Source organism: Catellatospora aurea (assembly GCF_042663325.1).
Classification (GTDB): Bacteria; Actinomycetota; Actinomycetes; order Mycobacteriales; family Micromonosporaceae; genus Catellatospora; species Catellatospora aurea.
In genome coordinates this window covers 77,036-91,701 of record NZ_JBHTAC010000004.1, presented here as the reverse complement: position 1 = coordinate 91,701, position 14,666 = coordinate 77,036, and the positions used below count along the sequence as shown (strand labels likewise).

Sequence of the window (14,666 nt, the reverse complement as noted above, 5' to 3'; positions counted from 1 at the left end):
CGCTCACGCCGCGACGCCGGCTCGCTCGCTCGCCAGCAGCGCGGCGACCTCGGCGTCGTAGGTGTCACGGCCGTCGACCAGGAGGCCGGGGAGCAGGTCGCCGAAGGCGTTGACCTCGGCGACGGCATGCGAGCGCCAGCCCGCCGCGAACATCAGGTCGACGCCGGTGTGCAGGCTGCCGGGAAAGCAGGCGGCGACGGCCCGGCAGGTGGCCAGGCCTTCAGCGTAGTGCCGGCCGGCGGCGGCGCGCAGCGCGCAGAGGTCGCCGCGTACGCCGCCGAGGTGCAGGTTCGTCATCGGGGAGCGGCTGCCGCGGACCACGACGTGCGACGGCTCGCCGCCGACGGTGACCACGCGCAGGTCGACGACGCGGCCGTCGAGCCCGGCCTTGGGCAGCCAGCGCTGCACCTGCAGGCCGTCGGGGGCCAGCTGGTCGACGATCGCGGCGACGTCGCGCTCGTCGCGGTAGTGCCGCACCCGCAGCGAGTTGAACAGCCGCCCGCCGGACAGCTCGACCGAGGTCGTGGCCAGGATGCGGCCGCCGCTGCCGAGCTGCAGCGCGATGACGCCGGAGGCCGACGAGCCGTGGCACGGTTTGACGAACACCCGCCGCCAGCCGGCCTCGTCCAGCCAGGACCGCAGTTGCGCCCAGCCGGACGGGGAGCCGGGCAGCGCCGGTGGCACGGGGATGCGCGCCGCGAGCAGCCGGGCGTGGCAGGCCGCTTTGTCGAACATGGTCAGGATCTCGGCGGGGTCGGCCAGCAGGCGGGCGTCGGACTCGCGGGCGGCGTCGGCGATGCGGGCCAGGCCGCGGGCGAGTCCGGCGTACCAGGCGCGGCCGCCCACGATCTCGCCGTGCGCGGCCGGGCTCGCGGCGCCCCGCAGCAGCCGGTCCACCTCGGCGTCCTCGCCCGGCGACTCGATGCGCACGGCGGTGCCGGGGGCCAGCCGCAGCGGGGCTCCGCTGAGCACGTCGTGCCAGGCGAGCAGGTCGGGTTCGGGCAGCCCGGCCCGGACGGCGGCCGCGGCGAACAGGCCGACGCGGCGGTGCCCGGGGTTGCCGACGACGGTGAGGCGCACTACTCGGACACCGCGATGTAGCGGTCGTCGCGGCCGGCGTCGCTGCCTTCGGACACGTCCAGGGTGACCCCGGCCTCGCCGAGTTCGGCGGTCAGGCGTTCGAGGACCGCCGCACCGATGAAGTGGTGGTGCAGGTCGAGTTTGTCCAGGTGGGTGAGCGGCTGCCCGGCCAGCAGCGCGGCCGCGCCGGTGTCGCTGAGCATGCCGAGCGACAGGTCCAGCTTGCGCAGGCGGGCGACGACCGGTGCCCCGGCCAGCGCCACCGCGACGAGGTCGGCGATCTCGGCGTCGCGCAGGGCGAGCGAGGTCAGCGCGGGCAGCCGGGTGCCGGCCAGGATCGGGGCCAGGTCGTCGACGTCGGCGTCGCCGCCGTAGTTGTCGGTGCCGAGCCACAGCTCCAGGTGGGTCAGCGCGGGCAGGTCGCACTCGGCGACGGCGCGCACCACGTCGGCGGGCAGGCCGCCGGACTCGATGGTGAACTCGCGCAGCCCGGTGTGCCGCACGGGCTTGAGGCCCAGGCCGGTCGCGCCGCGCACGGTCAGCATCTCCAGTTTCGGCAGCGCCTCCAGCAGCGGGGTGATGTCGGCCTGCTGGATCCAGGAGATCTCGCACTCGTCGAACGTGATCTCGCCGAGGAACAGCGCCCGCAGCCGGGTGAACCGCGGCAGCGTCGCGGCGAGCAGGCCGATCGGCGGGGCGGTGTCGTACGCGCCGCCCCAGTTGCCGATGACCAGCGCGGTGACCTGGTTGGCCCAGTCCTGCGCCGCGAGGGCTTCGAGCCGCTCCTCGAACTGACCGGTGTGGTCGTAGTCCGGGTCCTCCAGCCGCCACGCGCTGCCGGCGCGGGAAGCCTTGCCCAGGTCGGCGGGGTATTCCGCGACGGGCAGTCCGGCGAACGTCGTGATGTGGGAGCCGATCGTCATGCGCTGCCTCCGCCGGGCCGCATCGGTGCTGGGACGACGGACACTAACACCCGCCGCCGACGCTCCCGCCGAGCGTGGCATCCTCATTCATTGCATTAGATAGTTAAGTTTACTAAACTCCAGGCGTTCCACTCGGAGCGAGCCGCTTCCTCGTCCGAACCCGCACCAGATCGGGCTGCCGCGTGCCCTCGGCCACCGCCTGCCATCAGGCCGCGCCGGGGAGGGGCGCACCTGCCTGTCCGGTCAGTCGACGTGCCGTGACGTCAGATTGCCACGGCACCGGACACCGAAGGGATCCCCATGTCCGACACCCCCAAGACCTGGCGGGGCCGCTGGGCCGCCGCCGCGGCCGCCCTGGTCGTCGCGGCCGCCGGCGTCGCCGTCGCGCTGGCCCCGGCCACGACGGCCCAGGCGGTCGTGCTGCCCAACGGCTTCAAGAGCGTGGGCTACATGCCCTCGTGGGCCGGCAACGTCAACACCGTGCAGTACGGCAAGCTGACGCACATCAACTACGCGTTCATCCTGCCCAACTCCAACGGCAGCCTGCAGGGCCTGGACAACCCGTCCAAGCTGTCCTCGCTGGTCTCGCTCGGCCACGCGAACAACGTCAAGGTCTCCATCGCCGTCGGCGGCTGGAACGACGGCAACGACCAGGCCTTCGAGGACCTGGCCGCCAACGCCACGGCCCGCACCGCGTTCGTCAACAACCTGGTGAACCTCGTCAACCAGTACAACCTCGACGGCGTCGACATCGACTGGGAGTACCCGGACACCACCGCCGAGAGCAACAACTTCACGGCGCTGATGAGCCAGCTCAGCACCGCCATGCACACGCGCGGCAAGCTGCTCACCGCCGCCGTGGTGTCCGAGGGCAGCACCGCCAACTTCGTGCAGCCCGCGGTCTTCAGCGCGGTCGACTGGCTGAACATCATGGCGTACGACGGCGGCAGCCCGCACGCCAACTACAACTGGTCGATCAACGCGGTCAACTCCTGGAAGTCCCGCGGCCTGCCCGCGAGCAAGGCCGTGCTGGGCGTTCCGTTCTACAGCCGCCCGACGTACTACACGTACAGCCAGCTCGTGGCGATGGACCCGGCCAACGCCAACCGCGACTGCACCACGGTCAGCGGCGTGCAGCAGTGCTACAACGGCCTGCCCACCATCCGCAGCAAGACCACGTGGGCCAAGGCCAACGCCGGCGGCATCATGAACTGGGAGCTGTCCCAGGACACCACCGGCTCGACCTCGCTGGTCAGCGCGATCTACGAGGTCGCCATCGGCGGCACCACCCCGCCGTCGTCGCCGCCCCCGGGCGGCCGCACCGGCCGCATCGTCGGCCAGGCCTCCGGCAAGTGCGTCGACGTCGCCGCCGCCAGCACCGCCAACGGAGCCGCCATCCAGCTCTACACCTGCAACGGCACCAACGCGCAGACCTGGACCATCGGCACCGACGGCACCGTCCGCGCCCTCGGCAAGTGCATGGACATCACCGCCGGCTCCACCGCCAACGGCGCCCTGATCCAGCTCTACGACTGCAACGGCAGCGGTGCCCAAGTCTGGCAACCCCAGTCCAACGGCAACCTCCGCAACCCCCAGTCCGCCAAGTGCCTCGACGCCAAGGACCTGGGCACCGCCGACGGCACCCGCCTCCAAATCTGGACCTGCGCCACCTCCGGCAACCAGATCTGGACCCTCCCCTAACGCGTTGATCATGAACTTATGGCACGGCTCGACGGCGTGTCCTTGACACAACTTCATGATCAACGCAGGAAAGCGGCGGGCCCACACCGGATGACGGTGCGGGCCCGCCGCCGGTGCGGGGTCAGCGCCAGCCGTGGACCGGGTCGTAGCCGAGGATGCGGCGGGCCTTGTCGATGGAGAGCAGGGTCTCGTTGCCGGAGACCGGGCGCTGCCAGGGCAGGTCGGGGAAGACCTCGGCGGCCAGGTCGACGGTCTCGCGGTGCATCACGGTGTCGGCGTTGGCGATGATGAAGACCTCCAGGCCAGGCTGGGGGTACTCCAGCGCCCGGCGCACCGCCTGCGCACCGTCGCGGCAGTCGATGTACGACCACAGGTTCCACATCCGCGCCCGCGCGTCGTCCTGCCACGACGCGAAGTTCGCGTAGTCACCCGGCTCCATCACATTCGAGAAGCGCAGCCCGATCATCTTCAGGTCCGGGTCCCACCGGCAGAACTGCGCCGCCATCTGCTCGTCGAGGTGCTTGGCCAGGGAGTACGCCGTCTCCGGCCGCCCCGCGTACTCCTCGTCGACCGGCAGGTACGGCGGCGGGGTGTCGAACGGCAGCCCGAGCACCGTCTCACTCGACGCCCACACGATGTTGCGCACACCCGCCGCCCGCGCCGCCGCGAACACGTTGTAGCTGACCGTGATGTTGTTGGCGAACGTCGCCGCGTTGCCGGTCACCCCCGGCCCGGGGATCGCCGCCAGATGCACCACCGCGTCCACCTTCGCGTACCGGCTGTCGATCGCGCTGAACGCCTCCACCGCCTGGCCGTAGTCGGTGAAATCGATCCGGGTGTACGGGCACAGCTGCTCGCGAGGCGGTGCCACGTCGAGGTTCACCACCTCGTACCCGTTGTCGAGCAGGTCGCGCACCACTGCCCGGCCCAGCTTGCCGCTGCCGCCCGTCACTGCCACCAATGCCATCGTCCACACCTCTCCCGAAGATCCGCTGACAAGGTATCCCGCCCGCACATGGGAGCGCCCGCCCCGGCGGCACATCCGGAGCGGGCGCGGCACTGGATACGGGAAGGTCAGTGACCGTGCCCGTGGCCCTTGCCCCACGGGCCGGTGATCGCGACGACCAGCCCGTCGGCCTGGATGCCGGCGAACAGGATCCGGCCGTCCTGGCTGAACGTCGGGCCGGTGAACTCGCTGTCGCTGATCTCGTTGCGGGCCAGCGGGTAGGTGACGCCCTTGTCGCTGACGCCGACCAGGTGCGACAGGCCCTCGCCGTCCTCGGCGAGGATGATGCCGCCGTACGGAGAGACGGTGATGTTGTCCGGGCCGTCGTAGTGGCCCTCCGCCTTCGGGTCCGGGTTCACCCCGAAGATGGTCTTGAGCTCGATCGTCTCGCGCTTCGGGTCGTAGAACCAGACCTGGCCGTCGTGCTCGTGCACGCTGCCGTCGGTGATCCGGGCGTAGCTGGAGACGAAGTACACGCCGCCGTCGCCGTACCACTGGCCTTCGAGCTTGCGAGCGCGGGTGACCTGGTCGTTGGTGAACTGCTTGCGCACCGAGACCGTCGCGGCCAGCCGGTCCGGCACGTCCACCCAGCTCACCTTGTACTTCGTGCCGGGCTCGGTGGCCGCGGACAGGTCGGTGATGTGCAGCCCGTCGAGGGTGGCCTTCAGCGCCTGCAGGCGGCCGGCGGTGTCGCCGCCCTCGCTGAGGGCGAGCTTGCGCAGCGCGCCGTCGCGGCCCTTGAAGCCCTTTGGCGGCACCCAGCGGAAGTAGAGCCCGTTGGGGCCGCTGGCGTCCTCGGTCAGGTAGATCTCGTCGGTCTTCGGGTCGACGGCGACGGCCTCGTGCGAGTACCTGCCGAGGAACTTCAGGGGCACCGGGTCGAGGTTGGCCTCGGCATCGAACGGGTCGACCTCGAACACCCAGCCGTGGTCCTGCTGGAACTGCCCGCCCTTGCGCTGCTCGGTCTCCTCGCAGGTCAGCCAGGTGCCCCAGGGGGTGATGCCGCCGGCGCAGTTGTTGTGCGTGCCGGCCAGGCTGACGTACTGGCGGACCCGGTTGCCGTGGTGGTCGACCTCGATGTTGGTGGTGCCGCCGCCCGCGCCCGGGTCGAACGTGAAGCCGGGCCGGGTCGGCACCCGGAACGGCTCGTCGCCGCCGACCTCGTGGTTGTTGACCAGGGTGAAGCCGCGGCGGGTGCCGAAGCAGGCGGTGCCGTCGGGGTCGCTCGGGGTCGGCTCGCCGGTCGACAGGAGGGTCTTGCCGGCCTCGGCGACGATCCGGTAGGAGAAGCCCTTCGGCAGGGCGAGGATGCCGGCCGGGTCGGGGATCAGCGGGCCGTAGCCGGCGACGGCCGGGTGGGCGTACGCGGGTCCGGCGATCGCCTGCGCGCTGCCGGCGAACGCGATGCCGAGGCCGCCGAGGGTGGCGGTGCGCAGCAGGTTACGGCGGGAGAGAGGGGTGTGCACGGATAGCTGCCTTTCGATGGGCCTTCATGTCTACCCGTGACATGCAAGCCCTCGACCGGGAACAGCCCGCGCGCACCGCGCCAAGATCAGGAGAACAGCAGGCAAACAATGCCTACGCGACCGCCTTCTGCCTGCTCAGCCAGCGGTTACGTCCCTGCCCAGCACCGCCGCGGCGATCTCGCACACCGCCACCAGCCGCCAGGTGATCTGGTCGGCGCGCCGCCAGTCCAGGCTGGTGACGTCGGGCAGGTTCCAGCCCAGCGCGGTGGCCTTGTCGGTGAGCCCGTCGGCGTAGCAGGCCAGCTCCAGCAGGGGCGGCCGGCGCTCGGGGTCGAGCGCGTCGCCGACGCTCGCCGTCGCCTGGTCGAGGATGGCGAGCACGCCCGGGTCGGCCGCGGCGGCGGCGCGGCCGGCGTCGCCGACGACGCGGGCGTAACGCGCCAGCACCTGGCGGGCTTGCTCGGGGCTGGTGGGGCCACTGTCCATGCCGCGAGATTAGGGCAGCATCGGGGTCTTGAATGCGGCCTGACGTCCGTTATGACCGAACAGAGGACAACGCTGCCCGACCGGCTCCACCCGCCGGAGGGACAGCCGGGTCGACACCGGCCGATGGGCGCGACCGGAAAGGTCGCGCCCATCGCGGCGGTCAGCCCCGCCGGGGCGCCGGACGTTGCGCGGAGTCCGGCAGCGGCTGCGTCTGGTCGCTGTCGAAGCCCGGCACCAGCGGCTCCGGGTACTCGTCCGGCTCGGCCGGAGCCTGGTACAGGTTCGGGTCGGCCGGGCTCTGCACGACCGGGCTCGGGGCGGCCGAGCCGGCCCGCTGCGACGGGTACACCGTGCCGGTGGACCGGTCCGCGAGCACCTGGGTCGCGTCGGCCTGCCCGGCGGCGTAGGCGCGGGCGTGCTCGGCGACCCGGGTCGACTCCTGCCCGGCCCGGTCGAGCCAGGTGTCCCAGCGCGCCTGCATCGGGCGGACCAGACCGCCGCCGACGCCCACGATCAGGATGCCGGCGACGGTCGCCAGCACCGCGATCAGGATCGGCATGGTCACCGTGGTGGCGACGCCGATCTGGTTGAGCGCCGCGATCACGCCCAGGCCGATGATGAACGCCCACGCGGTCGTGGCCAGGAAGCGGCCGTACGACAGCCCGCCCAGCGCGCCCGTCACCAGGTCCCGGACCCAGGAGGCGATGGCCGCGGCCACCACCGCGATGACGATCGCGACGAACGCCTTGGGCAGCCACGACACCACGGCGTTGATCAGGTCGGAGACCGGGTTCGGCCCCCAGATGCCGAACGCGAGCTGCAGCGTGAACAGCAGCACCGCGTAGTACGCCAGCCGCGCGACCAGGTCGGACGGGTCGACGCCGCCGCGGGCCAGGGCCGCGGTCACCCCGCCGCGGGCGGCGAGCTGGTCGAACCGGACCCGTTCGAGGCCCTTGTCGGCGAGCAAACGGATGCCTCGCGCGACGAGCCAGCCGACGAGCAGGATCGCCACGAAGGCCAGCGCCTTGGGCAGGAACAGCGCGACCGAGCGCAGCGCGTCGGTCAGCACCTCTCCGAAGTCCATGGGCTTCTCCTTTCCAGCGGAGACGAGGGGTGTCAGCCGGCCCATGCCCCGCCGTCGGCACCGGGAAACGGCGAACCGGGCGCGGGTGGCCCGATCGGGTGATCCGGGATCTATCAACATCAACGGATACCGGGGTTGGCATCCTTGCCGGAGCGATTCGTCGACTGACCGGCCGCCGGGCCGGACGCTGGATTAAGCACCCGGCGGCAGGGTAGAACTCGTGCGTGTCTCGGGATACCTGGATCATCATCGGCATCGCCGTCGCGATCGTCGGCATCATCACGCTGATCGGCGCGATCAAACTGGGCAGGCGCCTGTTCGTCACCAAGCGGATGCTCGGTGAGCTGGGCACGGGCGGCAAGGTCGCCTTCTGGGGCGCCCTGATCTACACGATCCTGCCCGTCGACCTGCTCCCCGACCCGATCTACCTCGACGACATGGGGGTGCTCGCGCTGGCCCTCATGTATCTCACCAACCTGCTGCGCAAGCGCAACGGCGGCAAACTGCTGCCGGGACCGCGCAGCAAGCCGTCCAGCAAGCACGACACCCCGCGATAGGGGTCACCCCTTCACGGTGTGGCGACCGGGTTCCTGAACACCAGCCGCCACACCGTGCGACCGGGCCGGGTGTAGTACGAGAACTCGTCGCAGACCTCGCCCGTGATGTACAGCCCCCAGCCGCCGGCCGCCGTAGGCCGCGCGGCCGGCTGCTCCGGGGCGGTCCGGCGGAACGTGCCGCCGTCGGTGAGCTCGATGACGACCGCGCCGCCGTCGGCCCACACCCGCACCACGCCGCCGCCCGCGGTGTGCCGCAACGTGTTGGTGACCAGTTCGCTCACCGCGAGCTTCAGCCCGGGCACCCGCCCGGCGGCGAGCCCGGACGCGTGGGCGTGCGCACCGGCGAACTCCCGGACCGCCGCGAGGTCGTCTGCGGTGGTGAACGAGATCGCGGCCGCACCCGACGGCGGCTGGGCGAACGGTCTGACTACCTGGCGCAAGTCTCCTCCGCGGCCCGGGATGATGTGCGATGTGCGTGCCGTGCGGGCGGCCTTCCCTCCGAACGCGGTCCTGCGACGCTGACGCGAAGAGTGCCACAGCCTGAACCGGCGTGGTATTCCCGCTCTCCTGTTCTCGGGTGGCGGTCCCACCGGCCACCTGGCCACTGACTGCCCCGCCGGGTGGCCGCCGAAACCACCGATCGAGATCGGCTCCGACACCAGGGACCAGCCATCGGCGAACCCGCATGGTTGGGCCGCGCCGGTTCGGGTACATGGCCGTGGCACGCGGCCATCGGCGGCCGCGTGCCACGGCTTCGCGGAGCGGTTCGCTCACCCGGCGCGGCCGAACAGACTGGTGAACGGTGAAGGATGACCATGGCGCTGAAAGCAGAGCAGAGCGAGCGACTTTGCAGGTTGCTCTCGGAGCGGTCGGAGCAGATCTCCAAGCGCTGGGCGGAGGTCGCGGCCGCGCCGCTGAAGGGCCGCCTGACCGTCGCCGAGTCGGGCCGCCAGACGGCCGAACTGCTGACCCAGCTGCAGAAGTCGCTCAGCGAAGGCGTGATCGACCTCGCCGATGCGAAGACCGCGGAACTGCGTGCGGTGCTCACCGAGCTGTCGCGCAGCCGCGCGCGCCAGGGCTTCACCGCCACCGAGACCGCCACCAGCGTTTTCGCCCTCAAGACCGCGCTGTACGAGGCGGGCGGTGTCGAGGCGGCCGGCGAGACCGCGCTGCGGGACTACGTGGCCTGGTCGGAGCTCGTCGACGAGCTGGGGCTGTTCACCTTCGAGGCATACTCCCGCGCCCGCGAGCACATCATCACCGAGCAGAGCGAGCAGCTGCTGGAGTTGTCCACGCCGGTCGTGAAGCTCTGGGAGGGCATCGTCGCCGTCCCGCTGGTGGGCACCCTGGACTCCGCGCGTGCCCAGGTCGTCATGGAGCGGCTGCTGCAGGCGCTGGTCGACACCGGTTCGCCGTACGCGATCATCGACATCACCGGCGTGCCGGCGGTGGACACGCAGGTCGCGCAGCACATCCTCAAGACGGTCATGGCGGCCCGGCTGATGGGCGCGGAGTGCGTCATCTCCGGCATCCGCCCGCAGATCGCGCAGACCATCGTGACGCTGGGCATCGAGTTCGGCGACATCGCCACCAAGGCGACCCTGGCCGACGCGCTGCGCCACGCCGTCCGGCGCGGCGGCGCCGAGCTGCGGGCCGCCAAGCGGGAGGCGTGATGGAACGGGTGCCGATCCTCAAAATCGGTGCGGTCCTGCTGGTCTCGATCCAGGTCGACATGCAGGACCAGATGGCGCTGCAGCTGCAGGAGGACCTCGGCCAGCGCATCGTCGACACCGGCGCCAAGGGTGTGGTCATCGACATCACCGGCCTGGACATCGTCGACTCGTTCGTCGGGCGCACCCTGTCGACGATCGCGTCGATCTCGCGGGTCCTCGACGCCGAGACGATCGTCGTCGGCATGCGCCCGGCCGTCGCGATCACGCTGGTGGAGCTGGGGCTGTCGCTGAACGGCATCCGCACCGCGCTCAACGTCGAGCGCGGCCTGGAGCTGCTGGCCGCCGGAGCCGACCCGGATCCGATCGACGACCTGGACCTCCTCGGCGAACCCGAGACGACCTCGCCGTGACGGGCAGCGCAGGAGCCGACCTCCAGGTGCAGGCCATCGGCAACGACGAGGACGTCGTCCGGGTGCGCCAGCTGGTCCGCACCGTCGCGGTCGCGGCGAAGCTGTCGCTGGTCGACCAGACGAAGGTGGTCACCGCGGCCAGCGAACTGGCCCGCAACACCCTCGTGTACGGCGGCGGCGGCCAGGCCGAGGTCTCCACCGTCGACAACGGCAAGCGGCGCGGGGTGCGGGTCGTGTTCAGCGACTCCGGACCGGGCATCGCCGACCTCGACCTCGCGCTGACCGACGGCTACACCAGCGGCGGCGGCCTCGGGCTGGGACTCAGCGGCGCGCGCCGGCTCGTCGACGAGTTCGAGCTGGAGACCGCGGTCGGCGCCGGGACCACCGTGGCGGTGGTCAAGTGGGCGCGCTGAACTCGCCGACGCCGACGGCGTCCTGGTTCCGGCTGGACGAGGCGAGCGCCGTGGGCGCGGTCCGCCGGTTCGCCGTGGACCTGGCCGGCGCGGTGGACCTCGGCGAGCGCAAGCGCGCGGACCTCGCCATCATCGCCACCGAGCTGGCCTCCAACCTGGTCAAGCACGCCGACGACGGGACGCTGCTGGTCCGCCCGATCCGGCACGACGACAGCGTCGGCGTCGAGATCGTCAGCATCGACTCGGCGCCGGGCATGGCTGACCTGGCCGCCATGTACGAGGACGGCCGCTCCACGACCGGCACCCTCGGCATCGGGCTGGGCGCGGTGGCCAGGCTCGCGGACCGGATGGAGGGCCACTCGACGCCGGGACGGGGCTCGATCCTCACCGTCCAGCTGTGGCGCGCGGCGGTCCCGCCGCCGGCCTGGGCCGACGGGCTGACCCGACCGCTGACCGGCGAGACCGTCAGCGGCGACTGCCACGCCGTGCGGACCATCGGCGAACGGCGGCAGGTCATGGTGTGCGACGGGCTCGGCCACGGCCCGCTCGCCGCCGCCGCGGCGCAGGCCGCGTACCACCTGTTCCACACCGCGCCCGACGCGCCGCCCGCGGTGGTCGTCGAACGGCTGCACCGGGGCATGTCCCACACCCGCGGGGCCGCCTTGACCATCGCGGAGATCGACTCCGGCGCCGGGGTCGTGCGCACCTGCGGCATGGGCAACGTCACGGCGACGGTCCTCACCGGCGACGCGCGGCGCAGCATGGTGTCCATGCCCGGCATCGTCGGCCACGGCAAGGCCGCCGTCAGGGAGTTCGAGCACCCGTTCGGCCCGGAGTCGCTGCTGGTCATGCACACCGACGGGGTCAGCGAAAAGTGGCGGCTGACCGCCGACCCGGGACTGATCACCCGGCCGCCGCTGCTGATCGCCGCCGCGATCCTGCGGGACGCGGGCGTACGCCGCGACGACGCCTGCGTGCTGGCCGCCAGGATCCGGCCATGACCGACGCCCTCCTGCTGCAGCTGGTCCTACGCCGTGAACAGGACGTGTTCGCCATCCGGCAGCGCGGGCGCGAGGCCGCGGCGGCCCTCGGGCTCGAACACCAGGACCAGATCCGGATCGCCACCGCCCTCAGCGACATCAGCCGCCAGCTGCTGGCCGGGCCGAGCCCCGTGGAGGTCGCCTTCCGGGTCCACGGCCGGCCCCCGCACCTGCGCATCGACCTCGCCGTCGCGGGCCCGGTGAACCGGGATGCGCTGCGACCGGCCGGCCGCCTGGTCGATGTTTTGCAAGTCAGCGAACGTGGGCAGGAGACAGTCATCATGCTGTCACGCCGTCTGCCCGCACCGGACCAGCTCACCGCCGAACAGGTCGAGCAGGCCCGGCGTGAACTCGCAGCATCGGCCGTGGCCGGCCCGCTCGACGAACTGGCGTCCCAGAACGAGCATCTGATGGCGGCGCTGGAGGAGGCCCGCGAGCAGCAGGACCGGCTCAGGGCGCTCAACGACGAGCTGGAGGAGACCAACCGCGGCGTGATGGCTCTCTACCTGCAGCTCAGCTCCGAGCTGGAGGAGACCAACCGCGGCGTGGTGGCGCTGTACGCCGAGCTGGACGAGAAGTCCGGGCAGCTGCGCGCCGCCAGCGAGGCCAAGACGCGCTTTCTGGCCAACGTCAGCCACGAGCTGCGCGCTCCGGTCACGGCGATCATCGGGCTGATCCGGCTGCTGTCCGATCCGGACTCCGACCCGCTGACCGACGCGCAGGCGGAACAGATGTCGCTGATGCGCGGCTCGGCCTCCGACCTGCTGTCATTGGTCAACGACCTGCTCGACCTGGCCAAGGCCGAGTCCGGGCACCTGGAGCCGGTGTGGGGCCAGGTCGACCTCAGCGGCCTGTTCAAGCAGCTGCGCGGCACCGTCAAGGCGGTCCTGACCAGTCCCGACGTCGAGCTGGTGGTGGAAGTCCCCGACGGCACGTGGATCGAGTCGGACGAGGCGCTGCTGTCGCAGGTGCTGCGCAACCTGCTGCACAACGCGGTGAAGTTCACCGAGCGCGGCTCGGTGACCATGCGGGCCGCCTGCGACGGCGGCCACTGCACGATCACCGTCGCCGACACCGGGGTCGGCATCCCCGCCGCCCAGCACGAGCGCATCTTCGAGGAGTTCGTGCAGCTGCCCGGTCGGCACAAGGTGCACGGCACGGGACTCGGGCTGCCGTACGCCCGCCGGCTCACCGGCATCCTCGGCGGGCAGATGCACCTGGACAGCGAGCCCGGCCGGGGAAGCACCTTCACCGTCACGTTTCCGGTCGCGAGGGCCTCATGAGCAACCCTGGCGAGACCACCATCCTGGTGGTCGACGACCGCGCCCCCAAGCGCTACCTGCTCAAGAGCTGGCTCACCCGGGCCGGCTTCGCGGTCGCCGAGGCCGTCGACGGCCAGGACGCCCTCGACAAGCTCCGGCAGCGTCCGTTCGACCTGGTCGTGCTCGACGTCAAACTGCCCGACATGAGCGGACTCGACGTCTGCCGGCGGATCAAGGCGGACCCGGCCACCTCCAGCACCCCTGTCGTGCACGTCTCCGCGCATGCGGTCGACGCCGCCGACCGGACCCTGGGCCTGGTCGGCGGCGCAGACGCCTACCTCGTCGAACCGATCGACCCGCACGAGCTGGTCGCCACGGCGCAGGCCGTGCTGCGCTACTACCAGGCACGTCGCAAGGCCGAACAGCTCGCCGACGGCCTGGCCGGGCTCGCCGAGACGACGCTCGCGGTCACCACGGCGCGTGACTTCACCGAGCTGCTGACCCGGGCCGCCGCCGGGGCCGTCCGGCTGTTCGGCACCGCCGCGGCGGTCGCCACGGAGACCGACGCGGGCTGGACCCTGGCGCAGGCCACCGTGTCCGGGGACCTCACCGTCACCGGCTGGGAACCGCCCGGCGAGGACGTGCCGGTCGGCTCGCACCGGCTCACCGGTGACGCCACCCGATGGCAGCTGCCCGCCGACTGGCCCGACCCCGGCGAGGTCACTCTCACCACGGCCCGGTTCCGCGCCGCGCGGCCGTCGCTCTACCTGTTCACCGGCGTGCTCGGCGACGAGGATCAGACCCAGCTGCTGACCCAGCTCACCCAGGCGCTGGGCGCGGCGGCCGAGGCCCAGCGGGCACAGGACCAGGACCACCGGATCGCGGTCACCCTGCAGCGCAGCCTGCTCCCCCGCCACCTGCCCACCGTGCCCGGGATCGGTCTCGCCGTGCGTTACGAGCCGGCCAGCCCGCAGGCCGAGATCGGCGGCGACTTCTACGAGCTGTCCGCCCTCGGCGATCGGCTGCTCATCGCCATCGGCGACGTCGTCGGGCACTCCCTGCACGCCGCGACCGTGATGGCCGAGATCCGCCACGCCCTGCGCGCGTACGCCGTCGAGGGCCACTGCCCCGGCCGCATCGTCGCCCTGATCGACGAGCTGATGGTCCGGCTGCTCCCGGGCGAGATGGCGACCCTGTGCCTGCTGTTCCTCGACCCCCGGACCGGCCGGGCCAGCCTGGCCAACGCCGGCCACCTGCCGCCGCTGCTCGTCGTCGACGGCCAGGTCACCGAGGTGTGGCAGCGCGCCCCGCTGCTGGGCGTCAACCACCCCCGGCCCGACGATCTGGAGTTCACCATCCCGGAAGGCGGCACGCTGCTGCTGTACACCGACGGCCTCGTCGAGCGCCGCGACATCACGATCCGTGGCGGCATCGCCGACCTCGGCCGCCTCGCCGCGCCCGTGGACGCCGATCTCGACCGCTACTGCGACCGGCTGCTCCGGCAGCTGACCAACCCACCGCACGCCGACGACGTCGCCGTTGTCGCCGTCCGGCGTCTGTGATTG

15 protein-coding genes are annotated in these 14,666 nt (G+C 71.9%); 8 read left to right on the top strand and 7 right to left on the bottom strand.

Translation table 11 applies throughout. From position 1 onward, the window contains the following. Window positions 1–3: 3 nt before the first annotated feature. Together ACFQO7_RS05700 and ACFQO7_RS05695 are read right to left on the bottom strand one after the other, a co-directional pair. Window positions 4–1,080, bottom strand: coding sequence for an STM4014 family protein (locus tag ACFQO7_RS05700; protein WP_376805409.1), 1,077 nt, complete (start codon window positions 1,078–1,080; stop codon window positions 4–6). Then, on the bottom strand, window positions 1,080–2,003 hold the full coding sequence (locus ACFQO7_RS05695) for an STM4015 family protein (protein WP_376805408.1): 924 nt from the start codon (window positions 2,001–2,003) through the stop codon (window positions 1,080–1,082). The genes ACFQO7_RS05700 and ACFQO7_RS05695 overlap by 1 nt, the downstream gene beginning before the upstream one ends. A gap of 300 nt (window positions 2,004–2,303) precedes the next feature. On the opposite strand from ACFQO7_RS05695, the gene ACFQO7_RS05690 reads away from it, so the two are divergent. Continuing rightward, entirely contained in the window at window positions 2,304–3,704 is a 1,401-nt protein-coding gene (locus ACFQO7_RS05690) for a glycosyl hydrolase family 18 protein (protein WP_376805407.1), read from the top strand. A gap of 121 nt (window positions 3,705–3,825) precedes the next feature. On the opposite strand, the gene ACFQO7_RS05685 is transcribed toward ACFQO7_RS05690, so the two are convergent. The 4 genes from ACFQO7_RS05685 to ACFQO7_RS05670 form a co-directional block, all read right to left on the bottom strand. Beyond that, the gene (locus ACFQO7_RS05685) at window positions 3,826–4,671 is read right to left on the bottom strand and encodes an NAD-dependent epimerase/dehydratase family protein (RefSeq protein ID WP_376805406.1); all 846 of its coding nucleotides are present in this window, start codon (window positions 4,669–4,671) and stop codon (window positions 3,826–3,828) included. A gap of 107 nt (window positions 4,672–4,778) precedes the next feature. Further along, window positions 4,779–6,176 (bottom strand): alkaline phosphatase PhoX, encoded by a 1,398-nt coding sequence (locus tag ACFQO7_RS05680; RefSeq protein ID WP_376805405.1) that lies wholly within the window; start codon window positions 6,174–6,176, stop codon window positions 4,779–4,781. Window positions 6,177–6,311: 135 nt separating this feature from the next. After that, window positions 6,312–6,662, bottom strand: coding sequence for a DUF6401 family natural product biosynthesis protein (locus tag ACFQO7_RS05675; RefSeq protein ID WP_360532552.1), 351 nt, complete (start codon window positions 6,660–6,662; stop codon window positions 6,312–6,314). A gap of 160 nt (window positions 6,663–6,822) precedes the next feature. Continuing rightward, window positions 6,823–7,746, bottom strand: a complete 924-nt coding sequence (locus ACFQO7_RS05670) for a mechanosensitive ion channel family protein (RefSeq protein ID WP_376805404.1) — start codon at window positions 7,744–7,746, stop codon at window positions 6,823–6,825. Between the two features lie 224 nt (window positions 7,747–7,970). Here ACFQO7_RS05670 and ACFQO7_RS05665 point away from each other — a divergent pair, with 224 nt between their 5' ends. Next, window positions 7,971–8,303, top strand: coding sequence for a YkvA family protein (locus tag ACFQO7_RS05665; RefSeq protein ID WP_376805403.1), 333 nt, complete (start codon window positions 7,971–7,973; stop codon window positions 8,301–8,303). An 11-nt stretch (window positions 8,304–8,314) separates the two neighbouring features. Here the strand turns inward: ACFQO7_RS05665 and ACFQO7_RS05660 are convergent, their stop codons facing one another. Further along, on the bottom strand, window positions 8,315–8,743 hold the full coding sequence (locus ACFQO7_RS05660) for an ATP-binding protein (protein WP_376805402.1): 429 nt from the start codon (window positions 8,741–8,743) through the stop codon (window positions 8,315–8,317). A 375-nt stretch (window positions 8,744–9,118) separates the two neighbouring features. Here ACFQO7_RS05660 and ACFQO7_RS05655 point away from each other — a divergent pair, with 375 nt between their 5' ends. The 6 genes from ACFQO7_RS05655 to ACFQO7_RS05630 are packed head-to-tail and all read left to right on the top strand — an operon-like array spanning window position 9,119 to window position 14,663. Beyond that, window positions 9,119–9,976 carry an STAS domain-containing protein gene (locus tag ACFQO7_RS05655; RefSeq protein WP_376805401.1) on the top strand — a complete coding sequence of 286 codons (858 nt, stop codon included), beginning with the start codon at window positions 9,119–9,121 and terminating at the stop codon, window positions 9,974–9,976. Next, window positions 9,976–10,386, top strand: coding sequence for an STAS domain-containing protein (locus tag ACFQO7_RS05650; RefSeq protein WP_376805400.1), 411 nt, complete (start codon window positions 9,976–9,978; stop codon window positions 10,384–10,386). Before ACFQO7_RS05655 ends, ACFQO7_RS05650 begins: the two co-directional genes overlap by 1 nt. Further along, window positions 10,383–10,799: an anti-sigma regulatory factor gene (locus tag ACFQO7_RS05645; RefSeq protein WP_376805399.1), complete on the top strand. Its 417-nt coding sequence runs from the start codon at window positions 10,383–10,385 to the stop codon at window positions 10,797–10,799. The genes ACFQO7_RS05650 and ACFQO7_RS05645 overlap by 4 nt, the downstream gene beginning before the upstream one ends. Further along, complete coding sequence (locus ACFQO7_RS05640) at window positions 10,787–11,800, top strand: ATP-binding protein (RefSeq protein ID WP_376805398.1); 1,014 nt, start codon at window positions 10,787–10,789, stop codon at window positions 11,798–11,800. The genes ACFQO7_RS05645 and ACFQO7_RS05640 overlap by 13 nt, the downstream gene beginning before the upstream one ends. Then, the gene (locus ACFQO7_RS05635; protein WP_376805397.1) at window positions 11,797–13,122 is read left to right on the top strand and encodes a sensor histidine kinase; all 1,326 of its coding nucleotides are present in this window, start codon (window positions 11,797–11,799) and stop codon (window positions 13,120–13,122) included. Before ACFQO7_RS05640 ends, ACFQO7_RS05635 begins: the two co-directional genes overlap by 4 nt. After that, window positions 13,119–14,663, top strand: a complete 1,545-nt coding sequence (locus ACFQO7_RS05630; RefSeq protein WP_376805396.1) for a SpoIIE family protein phosphatase — start codon at window positions 13,119–13,121, stop codon at window positions 14,661–14,663. The genes ACFQO7_RS05635 and ACFQO7_RS05630 overlap by 4 nt, the downstream gene beginning before the upstream one ends. Window positions 14,664–14,666: the final 3 nt, after the last annotated feature.

Coding starts and splice junctions, on each gene's coding strand:
- ACFQO7_RS05655 (WP_376805401.1), top strand. CDS start 9,119: ATGGCGCTGAAAGCAGAGCAGAGCGAGCGACTTTGCAGGTTGCTCTCG.
- ACFQO7_RS05650 (WP_376805400.1), top strand. CDS start 9,976: ATGGAACGGGTGCCGATCCTCAAAATCGGTGCGGTCCTGCTGGTCTCG.
- ACFQO7_RS05670 (WP_376805404.1), bottom strand. CDS start 7,746: ATGGACTTCGGAGAGGTGCTGACCGACGCGCTGCGCTCGGTCGCGCTG.
- ACFQO7_RS05630 (WP_376805396.1), top strand. CDS start 13,119: ATGAGCAACCCTGGCGAGACCACCATCCTGGTGGTCGACGACCGCGCC.
- ACFQO7_RS05690 (WP_376805407.1), top strand. CDS start 2,304: ATGTCCGACACCCCCAAGACCTGGCGGGGCCGCTGGGCCGCCGCCGCG.
- ACFQO7_RS05635 (WP_376805397.1), top strand. CDS start 11,797: ATGACCGACGCCCTCCTGCTGCAGCTGGTCCTACGCCGTGAACAGGAC.
- ACFQO7_RS05685 (WP_376805406.1), bottom strand. CDS start 4,671: ATGGCATTGGTGGCAGTGACGGGCGGCAGCGGCAAGCTGGGCCGGGCA.
- ACFQO7_RS05695 (WP_376805408.1), bottom strand. CDS start 2,003: ATGACGATCGGCTCCCACATCACGACGTTCGCCGGACTGCCCGTCGCG.
- ACFQO7_RS05675 (WP_360532552.1), bottom strand. CDS start 6,662: ATGGACAGTGGCCCCACCAGCCCCGAGCAAGCCCGCCAGGTGCTGGCG.